Below are 26,280 nucleotides of genomic sequence, written 5' to 3' on the forward strand. Positions count from 1 at the left end.
GACGTCATGAGCGACCGCTTTCTCGTTCGGGACGCCCGGTCGGTGCCGGGCGTCCGCGACCGGCTGCTGGGGAAGGCACCACAGATTCCTGGGGGCGAGGGGACATTCGTGCTCACAGGCACGATACAGACATGCACCACTCCACGTCACAGCTCATGGCCCCCGTGAGGAGCGAGTTCAGCCCGCGGAACCGTGAACGGTGATCTCGCCCAACTTGCCCTTGTGGGGCGAGGAGGGAAGCTGGGTGAACCATACGAGCACGTACTGGCCGGTGGCCTGGGGTTTCACGGTGATGGTCAGCTCGCCGCCGTTGGCGGGCTGCTGACCGACGGACTTCAGGCTCCCCGGTGACCTCGATTCACCGACCTTGACCTGCAGAACTCCACCGCTGGACGGTGAGTGGATCGTGACCTTGGCGACCTTGACGGGCTTGCCCAGGTCGAGCAGGACGCCGAGGCCCTTGGAGTACCGGCCGAAGTCGGGGTCGGCGTAACTCTGGGTCTCCCACTTGCCGTCCGGCCGCCCGTCGATGAGCGTGTTGACGCCCTGGCCGATCGAGGTGTCCTGATGGCCTGGGCTCGAGTCCTGGGCGGCGGCGACGTTCTGCACGTCCAGTTTCACCGTGGACGGCTCCGCCTGCGTGCTCTGCTGGCCCTTGTCGGTGACGCCGCCGTCCGGTGACTCGCCGTCGCCCGCGATGCCGGACACCGCCCACACGCCGATGCCGACGATGACGGTGAGCGCGGCCGCGGCGACGCCGATGAGGGCGCGGTTGCCGTGGCGGTGGTCGGCGCCGTGCGCGCCGCGGCCACGCGCCGGGGTGGTGCGGGTGGACGACGACACCGGCGGAGGCGGGTAGTCGCCGTGCTGGTTCCGCGTCCGCGGCGGCGGGACGTGTGAGGGCGCCGGGGGGTGCGCGGGCGGCCGATGGGGTTGCGTCGACGCCGATGTCGACGCCGTGGCGGGACGACGTGGGCCAGCGGACCGCGGGGACGACGGCTGGCTGTGGCCGAGGCCGGCGAACAGCGGCAGCGGGGTCCGCGGGACGCCGCGCAGCGCTCTGGCGAGGTCGGCGGGGGACGCGAGCGGCTCGGCGTGCTGAGCCGGCGTGCCGATGCCGAGGCAGCGGCAGACGATCGCGTCGACCGCGTGGGAGATCCCGGCCTGGACCTGCCTGGGCGCGTACGGGACCCCGTCGACGGCGGGTGCGGCGGGCAGGCCGGATCCGTCCTCGTCGCCGGGCCAGTGCGCGGTCAGCGCCGCGTACAGCATCCGGCCGAGGCCGCGGACGTCCTCGGCCGCCGGGTCGTCGGTGTGCCGGTCGCCGAGGACGGCGTCGGTCGCGACGCCGAGCAGCTTGACGGTGCCGCCGGTCGTCCAGACGAGGTCGCGGGGCGTGAGGCACAGGTGCGACAGCCCGGCGGAGTGCGCGGCGGCGATGGCCTCGGACGCCTCGTACAGCAGGGTCGCGGCGCGGCCCGGCTCCAGCGGCGCCTTGGTGAGCATGCCCTCCAGGTTCTCGCCGACGACCCATTCGCTGACGACGTAGGCGCTCTCGCCGCTGTCGTCGGCGTCGAACACCTGGGTGAGCCGCGGGTCGGTCAGCCGGCTGGCGGCGCGGGCGGCCGTGACGACCTCGTGGATCCGCGGGAACTCCGGATCGAAGGTGCGGACGGCGACGGCCCGCGCGAGGATCTCGTCGATGGCCTTCCAGAGGCAGGAGCCGCCCGAGTCGGTGATGCGCTCTTCGAGCCGGTAGCGGCCGGCGAGACGTGTGCCGGGCTCAATGACGGACGTGCTCACGGCAGCGTCCTGGAAAGGTGGTCAGATCCCATGTTAGTGGCGTGGCAGCTTACGCCTCCGACCCTCCTCTTTGCGTTCCCCAGGGTGTCGCCCCGCAAGCCGTGGTCCCCCACATGGTAGTGGCTACTCGCACAAGTGGCCCGCCTTATCGCCGCGCGTCCTTTTTACTTTGCGCGGCTTTCCGGTCGCGGGTCAGCGGCCGGGGAGTTTGCGGGCGAACGTGGCGATCGCCGTCTGGACCTCGTCCACCCGCATCAGCCTGGCGAACAGCAGGTACAGCAGGCCGCCGCCGGCGGAGCCGACGACCAGTGTGACCAGCGCCGGGAGCATCGTGGTGGTGTCGCCGACGGCGTCGGCGACCCGCTGCGCGGCGTAGGCGAACCCGACCAGCGGCCAGATGGCGACGAGCAGCTTCAGGTGCCCGCCGACGATGCGCCGTCCGTCGATGCCGCCGAGCTTGCGGCGCAGCACCAGCCAGCAGGTGATGGCGCCGACCACGTTGGTGATCGCGAACCCGCCGGCGATGCCGACCACGATCCACTTGACGCCGAGGACGCTGTAGGCGGTGAACGCCATGATGATGTTGGTCGTCACGACGACGATGCCGACCAGCGCGGGCGTCTTGGTGTCGCCGTGCGCGTAGAAGACCCGCAGCATCAGCTGGTAGGTGGAGAACGGCACGAGCGCGATCGCGAACATCTGCATCACCCGGGCGATGACCAGGGCGTCCTCGGCGGAGGTGTTGCCGTGCGCGAACAGCACCGTGGTGATCTCCGGGCCGAGCACCAGCATCAGCGCCGCCGCCGGCATGATGATCACCGAGGACAGCCGCAGTCCGCTGGAGAACGCGGCGCGCACGTCGGCGGTCTTGCCCTCGGCGGCGAACCGGCTCATCCGCGGCAGCAGCGCGGTGATCACCGAGACCCCGACGATCGCGTAGGGCAGCTGGAAGAGCTGGTAGGCGTTGAAGTACGGCGTGTAGCCGTAGCCCTGGCCGATGCCCTCGTCCACGGCGAGGTTGCCGGCACGGTTCGACAGCGCGGTCACCACGGCGAGCGAGGCCTGCGTGGCCATGACGTACACCAGCGTCCAGCCGGCCATCCGGCCGACCTCGCCGAGCTCTCCGCGCTGGAAGTCCAGGCGGGGCCGCCACCGGAACCCGACCCGGCGCAGGGACGGCCACAGCGCGATCGTCTGCAGCACGATCCCGCCGGTGGTGCCGATGGACAGCAGCAGCATCTGGCCGTCGGAGATGCCGGACGGGTCGACCGCGCCGGCCGTGATCGCCAGGAACGCGCCGCCGACGCCGATCACCACGAGGTTGTTCAGCACCGGCGCCCACATCGGTGCGCCGAAGCTGCCTCGCGTGTTGAGGATGGCCCCGGCGAACGCGCCGACGCCGTAGAAGAACAGCTGAGGCAGGAAGAACCGCGCGAACAGGACCGCGACGGCCCGCTGGTCGCCGGTGAAGCTGCCCGCCAGCACGTCGATGAACAGCGGCGCGCACAGCACGGCGACCACGGTCAGCACGCCGAGGCCGATCACCGCGAGGGTGAACACCCGCTGTTCGTACCGCTCGCCGTAGGCGCGGTCGCGCTGCTTGGCCCGCACCAGCAGCGGGACGATGACGCTGACGAGGATGCCGCCGAGCAGCAGGTCGTAGATCTGGTTGGGGACGGTGTTGGCGGTGTTGTAGGCGTTGGCGAGCAATCCGGTGCCGAGCGCGGCGACGATGACCGCCGTCCGCAGGAACCCGGTGACGCGGGACGCGAGGGTGCCCACCGCCATGATCGCGCCGGACCGCAGGACGCCGCCGCCCGCTTCCCTGCCGCCGCCGCCCGCCTCACCTGGCTGCTCGCCGGGGAGCGTGTCGACGACCGTCTCACCCGCGGGCGGCTTCCCGCCGGGGACGGGAAGGTCAATCGCCGTCTCGGCCGCGACGTTCCCCGTTGCCGGCGGCGTGTTTCCCGTGCCCGGCGGAGTTCCCGCCGGCGGCGGGGTCGGGTATCCCGTCCCCGGGTTCTGCGGCGCCCGCGCCGGATACCCCTGCGGCGGCGGGCCCTGGGGCGGCGGGCCCTGGGGATATCCCTGTCCCTGGGGGCCGCCCTGTGCCGGATGGCCCTGTGCCGGATGGCCCTGTGCCGGATGGCCCTGTGCCGGATAGCCCTGCCCCGGGTGTCCCGGGGAATTCGGCGGAGGCGGGAACCCCGGGCCCTGCGAACGTGCCGGGGAACCCGTTTCCCTGTTCTGCGGTCCCTGCTGGTCCCGTTCCGGTCGACCCGTCACCGGCTGCCTCCGAATTCCGGCGGCGCCTTGCTCTGATGGCCCGCACTCCGACGCCCACGAAGAGTACGGCAAGTCCGCCGCCCGTGATGAGCAAGGCGATGCGCCCGTACCCGGTGGTGACGACGGTGATGGTCTCGCCGTCGCCGAGCGTCCTGCCGCCCGAGCCCGGGATCATCAGGTCCAGCTGCACACGGAAGTTGCCGTTGCCCGCGGCCTGCGCCGGAATCCAGCGCTGCGCCCGCTCCCCGGGCCGCAGCTCGATGACCGCCTCCTCCGGGTCCAGCTGACCGAGCTGCAGCTTCGCGGTGTTCTCGGACGTCGCGACGAGCCGGACCTTCACCGACTGGTTACTCAGGGTGTTCTCCACGAGTACCGGCAGCTTGCCCGTGCTGCCCCCCATCAGTACCCGTTTGTTCTTGGTGGTGACGATGCGGACCTGGTTCATGTCCGCTTCGAGCTGATCGGCGAGTTCGTTGCGGGCCCGCTTGGCCTGGCTGGGCGACGCCCGCCACGCCACCGACTCCAGGCGCAGCAGGGCGCGCTCGTAGGAGATGTTGACCTGGCCCGTCATCACGGACTGGAACGTCGCGGCCCGGCGGGTGATGGCCCGTAGCTGCTCCAGATGCGCGTCACCGAGCTCGTGCCGCTCGTAGGCGTCGGGGTAGCCGTTGAACACCCTCGGCTGCGGTTCGGCGGACTCGATCTTGCTCAGCGGCAGCTCGCGCAGCCAGTCCGCGTCAGCGGTGTAATCGAGCAGGTCCTCGGCGAGGCCGGGCGCCGGGTCCCAGTTCCGGTCGGGTGCGACGACCAGGGTGCGCTGCACGTTCGGCGCCTCCGCCGCGATCATCGCCGTCTCGGCGAGGAAACGCTGCTCGGTCAGCAGCGCCCCGCCGGCGGAGTCCGAACCCTCGCTGACGATCTTGTTGATCCCGGCGTCGTACAGCAGGGCGTTCTTCTTGCCCTGCCGCGTCGGGATCGTCGTGGTGGCGTTCGGCAGCGATCCCTGCGGCGGGTTCTGGAACTGCGAACTGCTCATCAGGAACGTTCCGCCGTCCTTCAGCTCGTGCTTGGCGAGCTGTTCGAGCGTCCCCGGCCCCGCCGCACCGTACGGCGGCCACGCGACATGCGAGTTCGCCGCCCGCCCGAGGGCCTTGGTCGCGACACCGGTGTTCCGGTCGTCGAACGCGACACCGATGTCGCGCGGCATCTTGTGGCGGACGAGCGCGACGACGTCCGGGTCGGCGTACGGGACGGTGAAGTAGGGGTCGTCCTTGACGGCCTCCTTCAACGACGCCAGCCACGCCGCCGCGACCGTGCTCTTCTCCTTGCGCGTGCCCTTCTTCGCGCCGAACGGGTCCACGGTGTAGTCGCCGGACGCCATCCGCTGCGCGTCGTCCAGAAGAGCCGGGTCGATCCCCCACGTGACCGGCGTGTCGGTCGCGGCGGCCGCCTCGACGAGCGCGCCGAGCCGCCCGTCGGGCGACATGTCCTTGGAGAGCCGGTCGTCGAAGAACGTCCGGTCGTTCGTCCGGTGCATCCGGTCCATCAGCGGCCACACCCAGCTGATCGCCACCGGCTTGAATTGCGGGTCCTTCGGCATGAACGTCACGAACGTGGTCAGCCCGCCGACCACCTGCTGCGCCGAGTTCAGAACCTCGACACCCACCGGGTAGACGCCCGGCGTGCCTCCGGGCGCGCGCAGCCGCAGCTCCTTGGTGCTGGTCTTGAACCCCCAGTTCTGCGTCGCGCCGGGTGCCGCGATGCCCGTGAGCCGCTGCTGCGGGCCGATATTGGGCATCAGCTGCGGCCGGCCGGACGCGTACTGGTCGAGCTGGCTGCGGCTGACGACCGGCTGCGCGCTGTAGCGCAACCTCATCGTGAGCCCGTCCAACCGCTGGTCAGAGCGGTTCTTCGCCACGCCCGAGATCTGGATCTTCGAGCCCGCGTGCACGGTCTTCGGGGTGACCTTCGTGACCGCGAGGCCCACCGGGGCCCGCTTCTCGACGTGCGCGCCGGCCGACGGCATCAGGGCCGGTGGTGTCGCCAACGCGACGCAGGGGAGTAGAGCGGCCAGCGCGACCGCACGTTTGACTCTTCTCACGCCGAATCCGCGCAGGGCGCGCCCAGCGCCGCACCGACTGCAGGAGCCGCAGCGGCAACGGACCTGGCCGCCTCCGGACGGCGGGCATAGATGTCCCGCACCACACCGGCGAGTTTATGGCATCGGGGTGCTCATGGCATTTCTCACCGGTTGAGCCTGGTTTCGCGCGGTGGTGGCAGGGTCAGGGGACCGGGTGCCGGGGGGCGTGGGCGGTCGCGGCCGGGGTGGAGGCCGGGGTGGAGAGGTCTGCCGGTTCGGCGTGGGAGAGGGAGTAGAGGGTCCGGCCTCTGATGCCCAGGGCGGTGGACGCTTCGCCGGTCGCCGTGTAGACGACGTCGTCGGCCGGGAGTGTGTCCATGACGCGCTGATCGATCAGCAGGGGCATGTCGTCCGGTAGGAGCAACGGGCAGACGAGGCCCGCCGCGTATTCGGTGACGGCGTTGACGAGGTCGGCGTGGGCCGGGTGGACGGCCTTGGCCCCGACGGCGCGCCGTACCGCCTCCATGGACGGGCGTTCACCCGCCGGGACGATCACGCCGGTGAGGAAGCGGCGGCCCGGGTAGCCGCCGTCGCAGGAGTAGACGCGCGTCACCAGGCACCGTCCGGGCGGAAGGCCGAGGGCCCGGGGGAGTTCGTCCGCGGTGGTGAGCGCGATGGGCAGTCGCACGATCTCGTGCACGGCCTCCCGTTCGAGCAGCGCGCGGTGGATGGTCAGAGCGTCCTTCATGATCGTCTCCATCCCGCGGGGGTCGCCCCGCTCACCCCCGTGACTGTTGTCCCTGTGTCCCCCTGCATCGCATTCTGCGAGGGATATCCCCACATACCCGAGACGTCCGGTTTAACCCCCGCCATACGTCACGTAAGACCTTCACGATGCGCCTCTGCCGCACATGCGGCGGGCCGTGGCCCTTCGGTATCCCGCTACCGTTGTCGTGCGGGAGGCTCACCGGCGGTCGCGCTGGCGTCATCGGAGTGTCCAGAACGTAACCCGGGGATCGCGGCATGTGAAGGGCCCCGTCCTTCTTCGGCCTGCAAGGCCTCCCGTGCAGGGCCCCGCTGATCGTCGGAAAGTCCTTTGTCAGCCCGTCTATCAAGGAAATACGCTCGATGGCCGTGCCCAACCACAACGTGACCCCTGAGCCGCGGCGCACCGCGATCGCCGAACTGCTGCGCCGGATCGCCCCCGTCGCCGACGATCTCGGAACCCGGTTCGCGGCGGCCGGTCACGAGCTGGCGCTGGTCGGAGGTCCGGTCCGGGACGCGCTGCTGCGCCGTGAGACCAAGGACGTCGACCTCACCACCGACGCCCCGCCCCAGCGCACCCTGGAGATCATCCGCGGCTGGGCGGACGCGCACTGGACGATCGGCATCGAGTTCGGCACGGTCGGCCTCCGCAAGGACGGCGTCGAGCTGGAGATCACCACTTACCGCAGCGAGTCCTACGACCCGAAGTCGCGCAAGCCCGACGTCTCGTACGGGACGTCCCTGGTGGAGGACCTGCGGCGGCGCGACTTCGCGGTGAACGCGATGGCGGCGCGGCTGCCCGGGCACGAGTTCGTCGACCCGTTCGGCGGGCTCACCGACCTGCGGGACAAGGTGCTGCGGACGCCCGGCAAGCCCGAGGACTCGTTCGGCGACGACCCGCTGCGGATGATGCGCGCCGCCCGGTTCGCCTCGCAGCTCGGCTTCACGGTCGCACCGGACGTCGTCCGCGCCATGACGGACATGTCCGGCCGCATCGAGATCGTGTCGGCGGAGCGGGTACGGGACGAGCTGTCCAAACTGATCTGCGGGCGGTACCCGCGGCAGGGGCTCGCGCTGCTCGTGGAGACGGGCCTCGCCGCGCAGGTCCTGCCCGAGCTGCCGAAGCTGCGGCTGGAGATCGACGAGCACCACCGGCACAAGGACGTCTACGAGCACTCGCTGATCGTCCTGGAGCAGGCCATCGCCCAGGAAGAGGAGGGGCCCGACCTCGTCCTGCGGCTCGCCGCCCTCCTGCACGACATCGGCAAGCCGCGCACGCGCCGGTTCGAGCCGGGCGGACGGGTCTCCTTCCACCACCACGAGGTCGTCGGCGCGAAGATGACGCGCAAGCGGCTGGTCGCGCTGCGCTATCCCAAGGACGTCATCGCCGACGTGTCCCGGCTGGTCGAGCTGCATCTGCGGTTCCACGGCTACGGCACCGGCGAGTGGACCGACTCGGCCGTCCGCCGGTACGTCCGCGACGCCGGCCCGCTGCTCTCCCGCCTGCACAAGCTGACCCGGGCCGACTGCACCACGCGCAACAAGCGCAAGGCCGACCGGCTGCGCCGCACCTATGACGACCTGGAGGCGCGCATCGAGCGGCTGGCGCAGGAGGAGGAGCTGGCCTCCATGCGCCCCGAGATCGACGGGAACGAGATCCAGGACATTCTCGGCATCACGCCCGGCCCGCTCGTCGGCAGGGCGTACCGGTTCCTGCTCGACGTGCGGCTCGACCGCGGCATCATCGGCAAGGACGCCGCAGCGGACGAGCTGCGCCGCTGGGCCGCCGCCGAAGGCATCCTCCCCGAGGAGGGGCGCGCCGAATGATCCCGCTTCAGCTCGGGCGGATGAGCCCGCGTGAGACCGAGCGGATGCTGGAGTTCGACCGGGAGCACATCTGGCACCCGTACGCGCCGGTTCCCGCGTCGGCGCCGGCCCTGCCGGTCGTGTCGGCGGACGGCGTCCGGCTGACGCTGGCGGACGGCACCGAGCTGATCGACGGGATGTCGTCGTGGTGGGCGGCCGTGCACGGCTACAACCATCCGAAGCTGAACGCGGCCGTCACCGGGCAGCTCGGCAAGATGGCGCACGTCATGTTCGGCGGGCTCACCCACCCGCCCGCCGTCCGGCTGGCCGAGCGGCTCGTCGAAATCACCCCGGAGCCGCTGACGAAGGTGTTCTTCGCCGACTCCGGATCCGTCGCGGTCGAGGTCGCGATCAAGATGGCGCTGCAGTACTGGCGGTCGCGGGGACGGCCGGAACGGCACCGGCTGCTCACCGTCCGCGGCGGCTACCACGGCGACACGTTCGGGGACATGGCGGTCTGCGACCCGGTGAACGGCATGCACCACCTGTTCACCGACGTCCTCGCGAAGCACGTGTTCGCGCCGCCGCCACCGCTCGGCTACTCCGCCGAACCCGACCGGGCGTACCTGGACGAGCTGTCCCGGCTGGCCGCCGAGCACGCGGGCGAACTGGCCGCGATCATCGTGGAGCCGGTCGTCCAGGGGGCGGGCGGCATGCGCTTCTACGCCCCCGAGTACCTGCGCGCCCTCCGCGACATCGCCGACGAGCACGGCCTCCTCCTCGTCCTGGACGAGATCGCGACCGGGTTCGGCCGGACGGGTGAGCTGTGGGGCTGCGACCACGCCGAGATCACCCCGGACATCATGTGCCTCGGCAAGGCCCTGACCGGCGGCTACCTGAGCATGGCCGCCACCATGTGCACCGACCGCGTCGCCCACGGCATCACATCGGGCGAAGCGGGCGCCCTCATGCACGGCCCGACCTACATGGCCAATCCCCTCGCGGCCGCCGTCGCCGCCGCGTCCGTCGACCTCCTGATGTCGCGCGACTGGCGGGACGAAGTGGACACCATCGAGGCGATCCTCACCAGCGAACTGGACGACGCCGCGGACCTCCCCGGCGTCGCCGACGTCCGTGTCCTCGGCGCGATCGGCGTGGTCGAGGCGCGGGAGCCGGTCGACGTCCCGTCCGTGCAGGAGATCGCGATGGCGCACGGCGTCTGGCTGCGCCCGTTCGGCAAGCTGATCTACACGATGCCGCCCTACGTCTGCACGGACGATGAGGTTCTGCACATCGCCGCCGCCCTCCACGCCATCGCCGAATCCCTCTAGCGGCCCTCTAGCGGAGGGCGTGGGCGGGCCTGCGGGCGGCGGCCGACCGGTAGGCGACCGCGCCCCCGGCGTACGCGGCGATGACCATGAGAAGGGTGAGGCCGGCGCGTCCGTCGACCGGCAGCCAGGTCGCGGCGGCAGCGGCGGCCGCCGCGAACAACGCGTTGAACAGCATGTCGTAGACGGCGAACACCCGGCCCCGGTAGGCGTCGTCGATCGACTCCTGCAAGGTCGTGTCGACGCACAGCTTCACGCCCTGCGACACGACGCCCAGCGCGAACGCCGCCGCCGCCCAGGCGCGTTCGGTGAACGGCGTCCCCAGCACGAGCAGGCTGAGCGCCGCCCCGGCCAGCAGCCACGCCACCCACGCCTGCTTGCTGATCCGCCGCACCACCGCCGGCGTGATCAGCGCCGCGGCGAAGTAGCCGGCGCCGGACACGCCGAGCATCACCGCGAACGTCCGCAGGCCCTCGTCGGGACCGTCCGCGAAGTGGTTCCGGCACAGCAGCAGCGTCATGATCAGGACGATGCCGTACAGGAACCGGTGGAACGAGATGGCGCCGAGCGCCAGCGCCGCATGCGGACGCTGTGCGATGTGCCGCGCCCCGTCCACCAGGCCGTCCACGACGGTACGGAGCGCCTCGACCAGCCTCGGGGCCTCCGCCTTCACCAGCCCCGCCACGGCGTCCTCGGACGGGTGCGGCCCCAGCAGCCCCTTCGGCAGCAGGGTCGCGATCGAGCCCGCCAGCAGGAACAGGGCCGCCGCCGCCAGGAGGATCAGCGCCGTCCCGTCGTGCCCGCCGCCGAACAGCAGCCGCAGCAGATAGCCGATCCCGCCGCCGGCGAACGCGATGACGGTCCCGGACGTGACCGAGAACGCGTTGGCGGTGACCAGTTGATCGCGTCGAACCACGAGGGGAAGCGCCGCCGACAGCGCCGAGAGAAAGAACCGGTTGACGCCGAGCACGACCAGCACGCCGAGGAAGAAGCCCGCCCCGTCCTGCCCGGCCACGACCAGCCCCGCGACAAGGAGCACCAGCACGGCCCGCACTACCGGCGTCCACACCAGGATCTGCCGCCGTCGCCACCGGTCGATGAACACCCCGGCGAACGGACCGAGCACCGAATACGGCAGCAACGTCACCGCGAACGCCGCCGCGGCCTTGCCCGCCGTCGTCTGCCGCTCGGGGGAGAAGAACACGTAACCGGCCAGGGCCACCTGAAAGACACCGTCGGTCAACTGCGAGGCCAGCCGCGTCGCATAGAGCCGCCGAAAATCCCGCCCACGCAGGATCTCCCGCAACTCGCCAGAACGCATCAGATCACCATATGTGCTCCCTTGCCCAAGAAGAGCCGCTTCCGCCCACGCCAGCCCCCGGGCCCGAGGGCTTCGCGTTTGAACCCGTGTCAGCGACCCCAGCCCGCACCCCGGCCCCGCGCCGACCCTAAGAATCACTGCAAATAAACGCGCGTGTAGTCGTAGCCGGCGGTGGTGGGGAGGAAGTAGGCGTTGCGGACGCGGGACGAGTGGAAGATCGTGTGGGCGCGGTCGAGCAGCGGAATGATCGCCGCGTCCTGCATGATCTTCTGGTCGGCCTGCTGCCAGTAGCCGGCGGCGCGGGACGGGTCGGATGCGGTGAGGGCCGCGTCGATGAGGGCGTTGACTTCCGGGTTGTCGTAACCGCCGTAGTTGGTGGAGTTCTGCCCGTAGGTGCGGCCGTCGAACAGCGGCTGGATGATCGAGCGGCCGTTGTTGCCGTACCAGTCGGGTGTCCAGCCGGGGGCGGCGATGTCCCATTTGCCTTCGCGGGCGTTCGCGGGCGTGGAGATCGTGCCGGCGTAGAAGGAGCCGCCGGAGTCGGCGCTGAGTTCGGTCTTCACGCCGCAGGCGTCGAGGTTCTCGGCGATGGACTGGGCGATGAGCTTGTGGACGCTGTTGGTGCGGTAGGGGAACCGCAGCGTGAGGTCGGTGTGGCCGGTCTTGGCGAGTAGTTCCCGGCATTTGGCGGGGTCGCCGGATTCGCCGGGCGTCGGGTAGTGATTGGCGGGCGCGTGGCCGGAGTTGCCGGGCGGGATGACCGTGTGCAGCGGCTTGGCCACCGACGGGCCGCCGACGAGCTTGATGAGGGCGCTGCGGTCCACGGCGTACTCCAGCGCCTGCCGGACCTCGCGTTCGCCCAGCGCGCCGCCGTTGCTCGGGCTGAGCGTGTTGAACACCAGGTACGGGCTGTTGCTCGGGGTGTCCCTGATCGCGAACCTGGGATCGTCGCGCAGCCGGGGGATCGCGGACGTCGGGACCGGCTGGTCCCAGGCGAGATCGGCGACGCCCTGCTCGATCTGCTGCTGCACGGTCTCCGGTGAGTCCTGCCCGAGCGTGACCTGGATCTTCTCCACATGCCGTTCGCGGAGGGGGTCGCTGTTCTGCCGCCATGCCGGATTATGGGTGAGCAGGTACGACATGCCGGGACGGTACTCGCTGATCCGGTACGGGCCGTTCGAGATCGTGTTCTGCCTCAACTCCGCCGAGTCCGGGATGTACGTGTCGTACTCCTTCGGCGCGGCGGCCGTGTACGGCAGCGAGAGCAGATGGAGGAAGTCGCTCGCGGGCTGCTTCAGTTCGAAGACGAGCGTCCGGTCGTCCTTCGCGCGGACACCCTCGATCTCGTGGTCGCGCTGGTAGGCCGCCATCGCCTCGGCGTCCTTGGCGTCCACGGAGCCGAAGCCCGCGCAGAACTCCTCCATGCCCTTGAGCGTGGAGACGAAGTACCCCTTGCCGGCGGACGGCGACGCCGGGTTGCACAGCCGCTCGAAGCCGCGGACGAAGTCGTGCGCGGTCACCGGACGCGGCGGGTCGGTGTTCCACTGGACGCCGTCGCGCAGCCGCACCGTGTACGTGCTGCGGTCCTTGTCGACGTCGCCGTTCTCCCGGGTCGGGATCCGCGCGGCCACGTCGGGCCGGACGGGGATCGTCTCCTGGAAGTCGTTTGACGCCCGCGTCCCGAACAGCGTCCGCGCGAACGTGCGGGCGAGCCCGTATGCGCCGACGCTGGCCACGGACGTGGGGTCGAGGTGCTCGACGTCGGACGAGCCGACGATCTTCAGCGTCCCGCCGTCGCGGGGACTGCCCGCCGCGGACGCGTCGTCACCTCCCCCGGCGCACCCCGCAAGGCCGAGCACGAGCCCCGTCAGCCCCACCGTCACCTTGAACATCTCGCGTGCCATCAGGTTCTCACCTCGAAGACTCGGAACGTGGCCGTAGTCACCGGCGGTGTCACAGTAGGGCCGGAGCGTGACGAGGGGCCGGTACATCACCGTTTTCTCTACAAAAGTAAGGACGCCCTGACAGTGGAATGTCCACTGCCAGGGCGTCCCCGGGAGTTTGTGATCAGACTCTCAGCGGTCGAGCCGCCGCTGGGGGGACGACCCCCCAGACCCCCCGGGCAGAGCCGCTCCTTCGCTGGCGCTCAGTCGACGGCTCAGCGGTCGACGTCGCCGCGGATGAAGCTCTCCACGGCCTCGTGCGCCTGGTCGTCGGTGTACTGCTCCGGCGGCGACTTCATGAAGTAGGAGGACGCCGACAGGATCGGGCCGCCGATGCCGCGGTCCTTCGCGATCTTCGCGGCGCGCACCGCGTCGATGATCACGCCGGCGGAGTTCGGGGAGTCCCAGACCTCCAGCTTGTACTCCAGGTTGAGGGGCGTGTCACCGAACGACCTGCCCTCCAGCCGGACGTAGGCCCACTTGCGGTCGTCCAGCCACGGCACGTGGTCGGACGGGCCGATGTGCACGTCCGCCTTCGCCATCTCGTGCGGGATCTGCGAGGTCACCGACTGCGTCTTAGAGATCTTCTTGGACTGGAGGCGCTTGCGCTCCAGCATGTTCATGAAGTCCATGTTGCCGCCGAAGTTGAGCTGGTAGGTGCGCAGCAGCTCAACGCCGCGGTCCTCGAACAGCCGGGCCATCACGCGGTGCGTGATGGTCGCGCCGACCTGCGACTTGATGTCGTCACCGACGATCGGGACGCCCGCGTCGGTGAACTTCTGGGCCCACTCGGGGTCGGTGGCGATGAACACCGGCAGCGCGTTCACGAACGCGACCTTGGCGTCGATCGCGCACTGGGCGTAGAAGCGGTCGGCGTCCTCCGACCCCACCGGCAGATACGACACCAGGACGTCCACCTCGGCGTCCTTCAGCGCCTGCACCACGTCGACCGGCTTCGCGTCCGACTCCTCGACCATGTCCAGGTAGTACTCGCCGAGACCGTCGTAGGTCGGGCCGCGCTGGACGGTCACGCCGGTCGGCGGGACGTCGGCGAACTTGATCGTGTTGTTCTCGCTCGCGTGGATGGCCTCGGACAGGTCCATCCCGACCTTCTTGGCATCCACGTCGAATGCCGCGACGAACTCGACGTCACCCACGTGGTACTCGCCGAACTGGACGTGCATCAGGCCGGGGACTCGCGTCTCGGGGGCCGCGTCCTTATAGAACTCGACACCCTGGACGAGCGAAGAGGCGCAGTTGCCCACACCAACGATGGCTACGCGCACCGAACCCATCCTGTTGCTCCTTCTCTCTTGTGGAACATGTGGTGTTTCTTCACCCGACCCCGGTGCCACCGCTCAGCGGTCGTTCTCCCGAGGCATGTCCTGTGTGGTTTCTGAAGACCTGGTTTGCTGTTCCTGCTTGGCTTGCTGTTCCTGCTCGGCCTGCTCGGCCCGCTCTCGGCCGATGAGCTCGTTGAGCCATCTGACCTCGCGTTCGACGGACTCCAGCCCGTGGTTCTGCAGCTCCAGGGTGTAGGAGTCGACCCTTTCGCGAGTGCGCGCCAGGGCCGCCCGGAAACCCTCCAGGCGCTCCTCGAGCCGGCTGCGCCGGCCTTCGAGGATCCGCAGCCGGACGTCGGCGCGGGTGTGCGAGAAGAAGGCGAAGTGCACGCCGAACCCCTCGTCCTCCCACGACGCCGGACCGGCCTCGGTCAGCAGTTCCTGGAGGCGTTCCTTGCCATCGGCGGTGAGCTTGTAAACGATCTTCGACCGGCGGCTCTGCAACGCCAGCGCCGTGTTCGGTTCCTCCGGCCGGTCCTCCATGATCAGCCCGCTGGCCAGGAGCTGCTTGAGGCACGGATAGAGGGAGCCGTAGGAGAACGCGCGGAACATGCCGAGCAGGGCGTTGAGCCGCTTGCGCAGTTCGTAGCCGTGCATCGGATACTCGTGCAGCAGGCCGAGCACGGCGAGCTCAAGTACGCCCGCGCCCTTCCTGGCCGCCATCCGGTCACTCCTCAGCAGAGCCGATGTCTCGATCCGATGTATCGAGCTAATGTATCGGCTCGATACATCGACACGATACGTAGACCGGCCCGTCCTGGCAAGTGGCGACCTGTCCCGGCCCGCCGGGCGGGCCCTGCTCCGTCTGCCGTCATGAACCCTTGACCCACGTCACCTACGTATACGGGGATGAGTCGGGACGCTACGCGGGGCGCGTGAAGGACGCCGCCGAGCTGGCAGAGATGGACCGCGAATACGGCGAATTCAGGGTGTATGTGGTGGAAGTGTGTCAAAGTTGCGCTTGGAATCATCTGGCGATGTCGTACGTCCTCGGCCACGGGGAGCAAGGCCCCGAGCGGTAGACGAACAAGGAGGATCCCGCCGACCGCAACGTCCGGCGGGGGCGTGACCAGCCAGGAGGTAGCTTCGACGTGCACATGCTCCCCCCGCTCACCAGCCCGCACAGTACCCTTCGGACGGCACACGAGTCGTGGCAACGCTGGGGAGCGATCCCCTGCCCTCGGCATCGATCAGCTGTCCCCTGTTGATGAGGTCGCGTGAGTAATCCAAGCCAGCCCCGACCGGAACCCGGGTCGCAGAGGCCGGGCGGGCAGCAGGTCCCCCGTCCCGGCGACTCTGACGACCCCGGCCATCCGGGAGTCCACCGCGAGTCCGCCGCGGGCTTCCCCGGCGTGCCGGGCGATGCCGGCGCGCAGGTGACACCGGCCGGACCGCCGGACAACCTTCAAAGCCCGGGCTTCATGGGCGGCCACGCCGTCCCCGGCGGGCCGGGGGCCCCCGGCCCCTTGAGCGGCCCCGGCGCCGGCTCCGGTGCCCCGCCGACGGCCCCCGGCCCCGCCATCCCCGCGGACTCCGGCCTTCGCGGCGCCCCGGGCGGCCCCCACCTTCCCGCCGCGCCGAATCAGCCCGGCGGCCATGGCGGTCCCGGCGGTTCCGGGATGAGCGGTGGACCGGGTACGCCGAGCGCCCCAGGTGCCTTTGGCGGCCCAGGTGCACCCGGCGGCCAGGGCGCTTTGAGCGGCTCCGGCATGGGCGGAACGCCGAGCGGCCCCGGCGGCCCTGGTGGCCCTGGTGGTGTGGGTGGTTCCGCCGGTCCGGGGAGCCCAGGTGGTTTCAACGGTCCCGGAATCGGGCGTGGTCCAGGGGCAGCGGGCGGTCCCGGTGGTCCCGGGATTCCGAGTGGAGCCGGTGGGGCAGGTGCTCCAAGGCCGCCCGGTAGGCACACCATGGGGAGCGTGCCGGGCGGTCCCGGTGGTCCTGGCGGTGGTCCCGGTGGGCCGGGGATGGGCGGCGTCCCGGGTGCCGCGGGTGCGGCCGGGTTCGGGGTCGCCGGCAAGCCCGGTGTCAAGGGGAAGCTCGGCGAGCTCGGGAAGGCCGGCCAGGATCTCGGCTCCAAGGTCACCGCGAAGTTCCGTGGCGGCGGCGTCCGCGCGGCCAACCGGTCGGGTGGGGCGAACCGCCCTGCGGGACCCGGCGGCCCCGCAGGACCCGGAGGCCCCGGCGGGCCGGGCGGTCCCGGACGGCCTGGTGGTCCCGGACGGCCCGGTGTGCCCGGTGGACCCGGTGTGCCCGGTGGCCCCGGGCAGAAGAAGACCGGCTTCATCGATCACCTGCGGTCGCGGGAGTCGGGCTGGCGGCGGTACCTCCCGTCATGGAAGGTCGTGGCCGGTGTCTGCGGGCTGGGGTTCGCGGCGTTCATCACCCTGATCTGGGTCGCGTACGCGAACACGCCGACGCCCGAGGAACCCACGGTCGCGGGTGTCGAGGACCAGGCGTCGATCTTCTACTACACCAACGGCCAGGAGATCGGCCGGATCGGCAAGAAGCGGCAGAGCGTCGAGCTGGACAAGATCCCGCCGCACGTCCAGGAGGCGGTGCTGGCGGCGGAGAACCGCAGCTTCCGCACCGACCCCGGGTTCTCGGTCAAGGGCACCACGCGGGCGGTGTGGGACAACCTGACCGGCGGGTCGGGCGGCGGGTCCACGATCACGCAGCAGCTGGCGAAGAACTACTACTCCGACCCGAACAACCGGACGATGAGCCGGAAGTTCAAGGAGCTGTTCATCTCGCTGAAGCTGGAGGACAAGCACAGCAAGGACGAGATCCTCAAGCTGTACCTGAACACCATCTACTTCGGCCGCAACACCTACGGCATCCAGGCCGCGTCCCGGGAGTACTTCGGGACGGACGTGTGGAAGCTCAACCCCGACCAGGCCGCCCTCCTCGGCGGCATCATCCAGAACCCCAACCGGGATCCGGGTGCCAAGGCGAACGCGGCGTGGGCGAACGCGAGGTACGAGTACACGCTCAAGGGCATGGTCTCGATGGGCAAGCTCAGCCAGGCCGACGCCGACAAGTACCTCAAGCAGGGGCTGCCCGACGTCCGGAAGGCGGGTACCAGCGACCAGCTGTTCGGCGGCCAGCGCGGGTACATGCTGATGCGCGCCAAGGAAGAGCTCCGCCGGATGGGGATCGACGAGAAGGAGCTGACGACCAAGGGCCTGCGGGTCTACACGACGTTCGACCGCAAGCGGATGGCGATGGCCAAGAAGGCGGCCGAGAAGACCGTTCCGCAGGTGAACCCGAAGAAACTCGCGAAGAAGAAGATCCGCGTCGGGCTGGTGTCGGTGAACGCCGCGAACGGCGAGGTCGTCGCGTTCTACGGCGGCCCCGACTATCTCGACCAGTCCTTCAACAACGTCTGGCAGGGATCGGCGCAGGGCGGGTCGGCGATGAAGCCGTACGTGCTCGCGACTGCGCTGAAGCAGAACTACAGCCTGAAGAGCACGCTTGAGGGACGGTCGAAGACGCCGATCGGCCCGGACGGCAGCGTGGTGTCGAAGGACGCCCCGAACGCGGTGATCGTCCCGAACAGCCATGACGTGGGCACGCCGATCAACATGATCACGGCGACGAAGGACTCGGTGAACACGGCGTTCATCCAGCTGATGGGCAAGGTCGGCATCGAAGAGGTGATCAAGACCGAGACCGATGCCGGGATCGAGAAGTACCTGCTGGAGCCGCACGACTGCTGCCTGAACCTCGCGCTGGGCGTCAACAACATCCGGCCGATCGAGCAGGCGGCGGGCTACGCGGTGTTCGCCAACGGCGGCGTGTACCACGAGCCGCACGTGATCCGCCAGGTGAAGGAGTCCGACAACAAGACGGTCCGGCTGAAGCCGAAGTACGAGAAGCGCCGGGTCTTCCAGGCGCCCGTCGCCGCGGACGCCACGTACGCGATGCAGCAGGTCGTCAAGGGCGGTACCGCGACGGCGGCGGCGCTGCCGAACCGTCCGGTGGCCGGCAAGACCGGTACCACCGACCGGAACGTCGCGACGTGGTTCGTCGGGTACACCCCGCAGATCTCCACCGCCGTGACGATCTACAACGACGACACGGGGCCGGACGGGAAGAAGAAGTCGGTGGTCCTTCCCGGGATCGGCACGGTGGAGGGCGGTACGATCCCCGCCCGCATCTGGCGGTCCTACATGGCGAATGCGATGCAGGGCATCGAGGTCGAGGCGTTCCCGCCGCCGGCGTGGGGCGGAATCGTGCAGAAGTGGGCGAGGCCGCCGAAGAAGAAGAAGGACGACAGGCCGCCGTGGTGCGACAACCCGATCGGCCGGTTCGACCCGCGCTGCCAGGGCGACGGTGACGGCGGCGACCGGGGCAGGAAGCCGCCGTGCCAGTCGCCGATCCCGAACGACGACTGCGACCCGAGCAAGCCGCCGAGCAACCCGCCGCCCCGGTGGTGGTGCCAGCTTCACCAGGGTGACCGCGCCTGCCGCCCGCGGGGTGGCCGCGCCACGGAACCCAACGCGGCGAGCATCGCGCCGCTGTTGCCGCTGTCAAGGCCGCCGGAATGAACCCGGGGGGCCGTCGCGTGCGAACCGTCCTATGGAGGCGGTGGTGTGACATGAAGCATGTTCGCGGATTGCCGCACGCCAGCGGGCATGATCGAGTGCGTCCGGACGGGCGCGGGACGGGGAGCATCGCTCCCTCGGCCCCCGCGGCTCCGGGTGCGCAGTACCCTCTGACGACGCACAGCCGTATCCCAGTTGATGAGGTCGCGTGAGTAACCGAAGCCGATACGGACCGGAACACGGAGATGGCCCCGGCCGCAGGGGCGCCCCCCGCCCCGGCGGTTCGGGCATGCCCGCCGGTGCGCCGCGCGGCGGGCCGTCCGGCTCGCCCGCGCCCGGCAAGGGCCCACGTCCCGGCGGCAGGCCGGGTGGGCGGGGCGGCGGGCCCGCGAGGGTGGGCGGCTCCGGCGGCGGCCGGCGCCGTGCCGCGCCGTCGGCCATGCGTTCGGGCCCGGGCGGCCGTCCACCCGGGCCGGGTGCCCCAGGCGGTCCCGGTGGTCCTGGTGGCCCCGGTGGACGTGGTGGTTCGGGCGGCTCCGGTGGTTCCGGTGGCGGCGGCTTCTGGGACGAAGAAGGCCGCGGCAAGCGGTCGGACGATCCGGACGCGAAGACCGGCTGGCGGCGGTACATCCCGTCCTGGAAGATCATGGTCGCCGTCGTCAGCGTGATGATCCTCGGGATGGCGACGCTCGTCATCGTCGCGTACGCCAACACCCCGATCCCGACGGAGAAGCAGCAGGACGCGATCCGCCAGGAATCGGTGATCACGTACGCGGACGGCTCGCCGCTCGCCCGGATCGGCACGCACCGCGAGAACATCCCGCTCGAGAAGGTCCCCAAGCACGTGCAGAACGCGATCCTCGCCGCAGAGGACCGGGGCTTCTGGACCGAGCCGGGCATCTCGCCGACCGGCATCGCGGGCGCGGCGTACCGGGCCCTGAGCGGCGGAGAGATCGCGGGCGCCTCGACGATCACCCAGCAGATGGCCCGCAACTACTACGCGGGCCTCAGCCAGGAGCGGACGGTCAGCCGCAAGCTCAAGGAAATCCTCATCTCCGTCCGCCTCGGCAAGGAGATGAAGAAGGAGAAGATCCTCGAGCTGTACCTCAACACCGTTCCCTTCGGGCGCCGGTCGTACGGCATCCAGGCGGCGTCCCGGGCCTACTTCCACAAGCCCGTCACCAAGATCAACGAGTCGGAAGCGGCGGTGCTGGCGGCGATGATCCAGCGCCCCGGATACTTCGCGACCTACGGCCCGGCGTCCAACCCGCGCAAGCAGGCGCTGATCGACCGCTGGAACTACGTCCTCGACGGGATGGTCGAGGAGGGCTGGCTCGACTCGGGCAAGCGCGCGGCGGCGAAGTTCCCGCAGACGCAGCAGAACTGGAGCGACGTCCCGGACGACCCGAACGCCGGCTATCTGGAGGCGCGGGTGATCGCGGAGCTGAAGGCGCTCGGCATCAACGACCAGATGCTGGAGACCGGCGGCCTGAAGATCAAGACCACGTTCAACAAGGATCTGCAGGACTACACCAACAAGGCCGTCAAGCAGATCAAGAAGGAGAACGGCCTCGGCAAGGAGATCCACTTCGGGCTGGCGGCGGTCGAGCCGAAGACGGGAGCGGTGGTGGCCGCCTACGGTGGCCCCGACTTCCGCAAGCAGCAGTTCGACAACTCCTTCCAGGGAAATGTGCAGCCCGGTTCGTCGTTCAAGCCGATCGTCCTCGCCACCGCCCTCGATCAGGGCATCAGCCTGAAGACGACGATGGACGGCAGCTACAAGCGGACGATCAACGGCGCGACGTTCACCAACGACAACCGGGCGGAGAACGGCGTCTACACGCTCAAGCAGATGACGGCGATGTCCATCAACACGGCGTACGTCGAGCTCGGGCAGAAGGTCCAGTTGTCCAATGTCGTGGAGATGGCCAAGAAGATGGGCATCCCCAAGGACACCGAGAACCTCAACCCCAGCTACACGTCGCTGCCGCTGGGCGTCATCGACACGACACCCGTCACCATGGCCTCGGTCTACTCGACGTTCGCCGCGGATGGGCAGCACCGCCAGTCCCACGTGATCGCCAAGATCACCGACAACCAGGGCAACCCCATCACGAACGAGGAAGGCGAACTCCTGGAGAAGCTTCCCTGGGAGACGCCGGTGAAGGCGTTCTCCCAGGGCGTCGCGCGGGACGCCACGTCGGCGATGCAGGCGGTCGTCACGTCCGGTACCGGTAAGCGCGCGAGCCTCGGCACCCGCCCGGTCGCCGGCAAGACCGGTACGACGGACGAGAACAAGTCGGCCTGGTTCGTCGGCTACACACCGGAACTCGCGACGGCGTCGGCGATGTGGCGCCAGGACAAGAACGGGAACCGCAAGTCGCTGATCGGCGTGGGCAACTACAGCCAGGTCTACGGTGGTACGGTCCCCGCCGACCTGTTCAAGACGTTCATGCTGAAGGCGCTCGAGGGCAAGGAGATCAAGCAGTTCCCCCCGGCGGTCTACGGTGGCGAGATCGCCCCGTGGGCGAAGGCGAGGCCGGAGCCCAGCCCGTCGACGACGCCGTCCCCGTCGACCACGCCGGACTGCCGGCCGGGCCAGCCGACCCCGGCGCCGGGCTGCCAGACGAGCTCGCCGGGTCCGACGTTCTCACCGACGCCTCCGCCCGGGCAGGGGGAGCCCTGCAACCGGATCGGCATGCCGGTCGGCTGCGATCCCAACCTGCCGCCCGAAGGTGACAAGGACTGGTGGTGCGCGCAACCCCAGCACCGGGACGATCCCGCCTGCCGTCCGGCCGACGACCCGAACAGCGGCACCCAACAGTAGCCGCCGCGGCGGGGACGACCGTCCCGGCGTCCCCGCCGAAGTGAAATGGTCCGGAGCCCGCAGCGGCTCCGGGCCGTTCCGTTTTGATAAGGCGTCGGTGCTGAGCATTCGTCCCACGACTCTCCGTTCTATGAGCCCCTGTTCATGAGCGTCTGTTTCGGAGCGTCCGGACCGAGGTGGGTGCCATGACCAATAGTCTTTCTGTTCATGTCGTCGTCTTCTGAGAGGCTCGCGATGTCCGCCGCCGACACCGACACCGACAGCGACGAGGCGGATGGTCCGCCGTCCCGCCGCCGGGACCGGTTGATGCGGTCGGTGCCGGTGCTGACGGGCCTCACCGCCCTGGTGTGCCTGCTCGGCTGGCTGCAGAAACGGCCGTGCGCGTCGACGAACTTCGACTTCATCAAGACGACGACGAACGCCTGCTACACCGACATCTATCCGCTCTACTACGTGCGTGGGCTGAGCGACGGCAAGCTCCCGTACTTCGACTCGTTCGCCGGGTCCGACATCCATTACGTGGAGTACCCGGTCCTGAGCGGCGCCTTCATGCAGCTGGTCGCATGGCTGGTCCAGCCGTTCGGTGTGGACGCCCGCGGGATGGCGTTCTACAACGTCACCGCTCTGCTCCTCGCCGTCCTCGCCGTCGTGGCCGTGCTCGCGACCGCGTACGTGGCGGGTCGGCGTTCGCTGCGCGCCGGGCTGATGGTGGCGCTGTCCCCCGCGCTGCTGCTCACCGCGTACATCAACTGGGATCTGCTCGCCGTGGCGCTGTCCGCGCTGGCCCTCGCCGCCTGGTCGGCGCGGCGCCCGGCGCTCGCGGGCGCGATGCTCGGCCTGGCGATCGCGGCGAAGTTCTACCCGCTGCTGTTCCTCGGCCCGCTGGTCCTGCTGTGTCTGCGCGCCGGGCAGTGGCGCGCCATGGGACGGGTGCTCGCCGGCACCGCCGCCACCTGGCTGCTGGTCAACCTGCCGGTGATGGTCTTCGCGTGGGACGGGTGGAAGGAGTTCTACACCTTCAGCCAGGGCCGCGGCGTCGACTGGGGTTCGATCTTCTTCTACCTGGGGGACCACGGGCTGGACGGGCCGGCGTCCGATACGGAGCTGCTCAACCTCCTCGGGACGGGCACGTTCCTCGTCCTCGCGGCGGGCATCGCCGTTCTCGCCCTCGCCGCGCCGCGCCGGCCGCGTCTGCCGCAGCTGATGTTCCTCGTGCTGGTCGCGTTCATGCTGCCGAACAAGGTCTGGTCACCGCAGTATGTGCTGTGGCTGCTGCCCCTCGTCGTCCTGGCGCGCCCGAAGCTGCCCGCGTTCGTGGCCTGGCAGGTCGGGGAGATCATCTACTTCTTCGGCATCTGGTGGTTCCTGCTGTCGGTCTCCGCCCAGACGCCCGGCGCGAACCTTCCGGACACGGTGTCGGCGGTGTTGGGTTTGGGCGCGCCGGAGGGCGGTATCAGCCAGGACGTGTACCACCTGGCCCTGCTCGCGCGGTTCGTGACCGTTCTGGCGCTGGCGGCTCTGGTGGTGTGGGACGTGCTGCGCCCGTCCAGCGACGTCGTGCGGTCCGACGGAGTCGACGACCCCGCGGGCGGCGTGCTCGACGGCGCGAAGGACGTGATCTCACTGGGACGCTGGCGTGGCCGCCACCACGCCGGCGTCCCAGTGCCGTCCTGACCGGGCGCAGCGTCACCCAGGAAGAAGCCTTCGCCCTATTCGGCGTCCTGGCTGCGCAGGGCCTCGATGAACCATTCGAACGACGGGGTCATCGCCGGCCACACAGGCCATCCGTTGATGACGGCGAGCAGCTGCCAGTACCGCTCCGCGCGCGGGTCGGTGCCGAGTTCCGTCCGCCTCAGCAGCTCACGCCTGAACTCGGTGCCGTCCGTGGCGCCGTAAGCCCGCGCGTAGGCGGTGGCGAGCTCGTCGACGATGGGGCGGGCCGCGTCCGAGCCCGGCTCGATCCCGTTCTCGATCGCCGCCGCGATCTTCTCCCCCGTGAGCCGGCCGAGCTGCGCCGGGTCCTCCGGGTACGCGCCCTGTTCGATCTCGGCGGCCTGGGCCTCGGCCATCCGCCGTACCGACGCCCGGAATCCGGGGTCGCCGACCAGCTCGGCCAGCTCCACCCACGCGTCGACCTGCTCGGGCTCGGGGTCGTCGGGCAGTTCCGGCAGCGCGGACCGCATCTTGGCCTCGAAGCCGGGGTCGACGTCGAGTCCGGCGAACGACTCGTCGATGAAGTCGGTGATGATGCGCCGCCGCTCTTCGTCGGAGAGGCGTGCGAGCTTGTGCATGAGTTCCATCTCCTCGGGACTGGATGCTCGTTCGGCGACGGCCCGCAGCACGGCGCGGCGCAGCCGGAGCGTGCGGATCTGCACGTCCAGCGCCTCGGCGTGCGCCGCCGCGACCTCTCCGACGCCGATCTCGCGGTCCAGCACCCGCTGGACCGTCCCGAGATCTACGCCGAGGTCGCGCAGCGTCCGCACCAGGTCGAGGCGTGCGACGGCGTCCATGTCGTACAGCCGGTAGCCGGCGGCGGTACGGGATGTCGCCGGCACCACGCCCGCGTCGGAGTAGAACCGGATCGTGCGCACCGAAAGCCCGGTGCGCCGCGCCAGCTCACCGATCGTGTACCGGGTGTCGCCTTCCATGCCGTCCACCATGAGGCCTCCAGTCACTGGAGACTCAAGCGCTCGTCCCCGAGGAGTCGCTGGACGAGGGGAACTGGCACGCCCCGTGAGTTTCTGGACGAGTCGGTGAAGGTGTGGCGGGACACCTTCACCCCCGTGACCGTCCTGATGTCGAGCGTCGGTGTGAATCCGAGTCTGGAATCAAGCCGCAGGCGTCCCCCGCCCTGCCTGACCGGACGTCAGTAGGTGCTCGTGCTGCCCGTCTCGGCGGCGAACATCGCCAGGCCGAGGATGTAGAGGAACCAGAAGACGATCCAGCCCGCCGAGATGAGGTAGCCGAGGATGAGGCCGGTAACGGCCATTCCGTGGCCGCCCTCACCCGTCCGCTTCATCTGGCTCTGTGCCACATGCCCGAAGATGATCGCGAGGATGGACGTCAGTCCGCAGGCGAAGAAACCGATGAGCCCGCACACCATCGACGCGGTGGCCATCCCGTTCGTCGGCGGGGCGACGGGGGCCGAGGGCCCGTAGTAGTGGTGCTGCACGGCGGGCGGCTGCTGGGAGTAGGACTGGCCGTAGGGGTCCTGAGAGCCGTAGCCGTAGGGGTCGTATGCCATGTGCTTCCCGATCGGTTCGCGCGCCCGCCGCCGAGAGTACGCGCGTGCGCTGAGGCTGGGTTCCGGATTATGCCAGTGTGACGCGACCTTCGGTTTTTGTCGCCATGCTGGTCTTACACGTTCTTAGATGACGTGCCCGCCGGAAGGGTTCCATCGTCCGGCTCCGCGTGGTCGGGCAGGCTACGCGGGGTCAGAGATTCGAGCGCAGCCAGGAGATGTCCTCCGCCTGGCCGTCCGCCGGCGTCTCCACCACGACCGGCGCGCCCGCCGCCCGCACCACTCCCAGGATCAGCTCGGGGTCGATGCTTCCGCCGCCCAGGTTGGCGTGCCGGTCGGCGCCGGACCCGAACGCGTCGCGGCTGTCGTTGCAGTGCACCAGATCGATGCCGCCGGTGATGGCCTTGATGCGGTCGACGGCGTCCACGAGTTCCTCCCCCGCCGCGTGCGCGTGGCAGGTGTCGAGGCAAAAGCCGATCTTCGACTCCAGCCCCGGGACTCCGGACAGCACCTCCCACAGCCGTGCGATCCGGTCGAACCTGCGCGCCATGGCGTTCCCGCCGCCCGCGGTGTTCTCGATGTAGACGGGGATGGGGCACTCGACCCGCTCGAACACCTTGCGCCAGTTCTCGAACCCCATCTCGGGGTCGTCGTCCTTCAGCACATGGCCGCCGTGCACGATCAGCGCCTTCGCGCCGATGGACGCGGCGGCCTCCAGTTGCTGGGCGAGGTTCTTACGGCTCGGGATGCGGATCCGGTTGTTCGACGTCGCCACATTGATCGTGTAGGGCGCGTGGACATAGACGTCCACCCCTGAACCCGCCAGCGCCTCGACGCCCTCCGGCAGGACGGGCTTCTTCCAGCCCTGCGGGTCGCCCAGGAAGAACTGAACGACGTCCGCCCCGATCGCGCGGGCGTTGTCGAGCGGGTTGGTCTGGTCGACATGGGCTCCGATGCGCATGCCACGAGACTAGCCCGGCCATCGGACAACGC

Annotated in this window: 17 protein-coding genes; 6 read left to right on the plus strand and 11 right to left on the minus strand. The window is 69.9% G+C overall.

Going from position 1 to position 26,280, the window contains the following annotated elements; all coding sequences use genetic code 11:
* Positions 1 to 177: 177 nt before the first annotated feature.
* The 4 genes from ACGFK0_RS12750 to ACGFK0_RS12765 form a co-directional block, all read right to left on the minus strand.
* The gene (locus tag ACGFK0_RS12750) at positions 178 to 1,803 is read right to left on the minus strand and encodes a protein kinase family protein (RefSeq protein ID WP_392903766.1); all 1,626 of its coding nucleotides are present in this window, start codon (positions 1,801 to 1,803) and stop codon (positions 178 to 180) included.
* Between the two features lie 192 nt (positions 1,804 to 1,995).
* Positions 1,996 to 3,726 carry a murein biosynthesis integral membrane protein MurJ gene (gene murJ / locus ACGFK0_RS12755; RefSeq protein ID WP_392904061.1) on the minus strand — a complete coding sequence of 577 codons (1,731 nt, stop codon included), beginning with the start codon at positions 3,724 to 3,726 and terminating at the stop codon, positions 1,996 to 1,998.
* Positions 3,722 to 6,190 carry a DUF6049 family protein gene (locus ACGFK0_RS12760; RefSeq protein ID WP_392903769.1) on the minus strand — a complete coding sequence of 823 codons (2,469 nt, stop codon included), beginning with the start codon at positions 6,188 to 6,190 and terminating at the stop codon, positions 3,722 to 3,724. Before ACGFK0_RS12760 ends, murJ begins: the two co-directional genes overlap by 5 nt.
* A gap of 181 nt (positions 6,191 to 6,371) precedes the next feature.
* On the minus strand, positions 6,372 to 6,917 hold the full coding sequence (locus tag ACGFK0_RS12765) for an aminoacyl-tRNA deacylase (RefSeq protein WP_392903771.1): 546 nt from the start codon (positions 6,915 to 6,917) through the stop codon (positions 6,372 to 6,374).
* A 380-nt stretch (positions 6,918 to 7,297) separates the two neighbouring features.
* Here ACGFK0_RS12765 and ACGFK0_RS12770 point away from each other — a divergent pair, with 380 nt between their 5' ends.
* On the plus strand, positions 7,298 to 8,761 hold the full coding sequence (locus ACGFK0_RS12770; protein ID WP_392903773.1) for a CCA tRNA nucleotidyltransferase: 1,464 nt from the start codon (positions 7,298 to 7,300) through the stop codon (positions 8,759 to 8,761).
* Positions 8,758 to 10,071, plus strand: a complete 1,314-nt coding sequence (locus ACGFK0_RS12775; protein ID WP_392903776.1) for an adenosylmethionine--8-amino-7-oxononanoate transaminase — start codon at positions 8,758 to 8,760, stop codon at positions 10,069 to 10,071. Before ACGFK0_RS12770 ends, ACGFK0_RS12775 begins: the two co-directional genes overlap by 4 nt.
* A 7-nt stretch (positions 10,072 to 10,078) precedes the next feature.
* Here ACGFK0_RS12775 and ACGFK0_RS12780 read toward each other — a convergent pair whose 3' ends face one another.
* From ACGFK0_RS12780 to ACGFK0_RS12795, 4 genes are all read right to left on the minus strand, one after another.
* Positions 10,079 to 11,389 carry an MFS transporter gene (locus ACGFK0_RS12780; RefSeq protein WP_392903778.1) on the minus strand — a complete coding sequence of 437 codons (1,311 nt, stop codon included), beginning with the start codon at positions 11,387 to 11,389 and terminating at the stop codon, positions 10,079 to 10,081.
* Between the two features lie 134 nt (positions 11,390 to 11,523).
* Complete coding sequence (locus ACGFK0_RS12785; protein ID WP_392903780.1) at positions 11,524 to 13,293, minus strand: ABC transporter substrate-binding protein; 1,770 nt, start codon at positions 13,291 to 13,293, stop codon at positions 11,524 to 11,526.
* Positions 13,294 to 13,547: 254 nt separating this feature from the next.
* Entirely contained in the window at positions 13,548 to 14,627 is a 1,080-nt protein-coding gene (locus tag ACGFK0_RS12790) for an inositol-3-phosphate synthase (protein WP_392903783.1), read from the minus strand.
* A gap of 63 nt (positions 14,628 to 14,690) precedes the next feature.
* A complete protein-coding gene (locus tag ACGFK0_RS12795) occupies positions 14,691 to 15,338 on the minus strand; it encodes a helix-turn-helix transcriptional regulator (protein ID WP_392903786.1) in 648 nt (215 codons plus the stop codon).
* 101 nt (positions 15,339 to 15,439) lie between these two features.
* On the opposite strand from ACGFK0_RS12795, the gene ACGFK0_RS12800 reads away from it, so the two are divergent.
* From ACGFK0_RS12800 to ACGFK0_RS12815, 4 genes are all read left to right on the plus strand, one after another.
* Positions 15,440 to 15,697, plus strand: coding sequence for a DUF5318 family protein (locus ACGFK0_RS12800; protein ID WP_392903788.1), 258 nt, complete (start codon positions 15,440 to 15,442; stop codon positions 15,695 to 15,697).
* Positions 15,698 to 16,639: 942 nt separating this feature from the next.
* Positions 16,640 to 19,222: a transglycosylase domain-containing protein gene (locus ACGFK0_RS12805; RefSeq protein ID WP_392903790.1), complete on the plus strand. Its 2,583-nt coding sequence runs from the start codon at positions 16,640 to 16,642 to the stop codon at positions 19,220 to 19,222.
* A 286-nt stretch (positions 19,223 to 19,508) separates the two neighbouring features.
* The gene (locus tag ACGFK0_RS12810; protein ID WP_392903792.1) at positions 19,509 to 22,046 is read left to right on the plus strand and encodes a transglycosylase domain-containing protein; all 2,538 of its coding nucleotides are present in this window, start codon (positions 19,509 to 19,511) and stop codon (positions 22,044 to 22,046) included.
* A gap of 207 nt (positions 22,047 to 22,253) precedes the next feature.
* Positions 22,254 to 23,720 (plus strand): glycosyltransferase family 87 protein, encoded by a 1,467-nt coding sequence (locus tag ACGFK0_RS12815; protein ID WP_392903794.1) that lies wholly within the window; start codon positions 22,254 to 22,256, stop codon positions 23,718 to 23,720.
* A gap of 35 nt (positions 23,721 to 23,755) precedes the next feature.
* Here ACGFK0_RS12815 and ACGFK0_RS12820 read toward each other — a convergent pair whose 3' ends face one another.
* The 3 genes from ACGFK0_RS12820 to ACGFK0_RS12830 form a co-directional block, all read right to left on the minus strand.
* Positions 23,756 to 24,706 carry a MerR family transcriptional regulator gene (locus tag ACGFK0_RS12820; RefSeq protein WP_392903796.1) on the minus strand — a complete coding sequence of 317 codons (951 nt, stop codon included), beginning with the start codon at positions 24,704 to 24,706 and terminating at the stop codon, positions 23,756 to 23,758.
* Positions 24,707 to 24,912: 206 nt separating this feature from the next.
* Positions 24,913 to 25,290 (minus strand): DUF4190 domain-containing protein, encoded by a 378-nt coding sequence (locus tag ACGFK0_RS12825; protein ID WP_392903798.1) that lies wholly within the window; start codon positions 25,288 to 25,290, stop codon positions 24,913 to 24,915.
* Between the two features lie 190 nt (positions 25,291 to 25,480).
* Complete coding sequence (locus tag ACGFK0_RS12830; protein ID WP_392903801.1) at positions 25,481 to 26,248, minus strand: deoxyribonuclease IV; 768 nt, start codon at positions 26,246 to 26,248, stop codon at positions 25,481 to 25,483.
* Between the last annotated feature and the right edge of the window lie 32 nt (positions 26,249 to 26,280).

This window comes from Spirillospora sp. NPDC048823 (genome assembly GCF_043198445.1).
GTDB lineage: Bacteria > Actinomycetota > Actinomycetes > Streptosporangiales > Streptosporangiaceae > Spirillospora.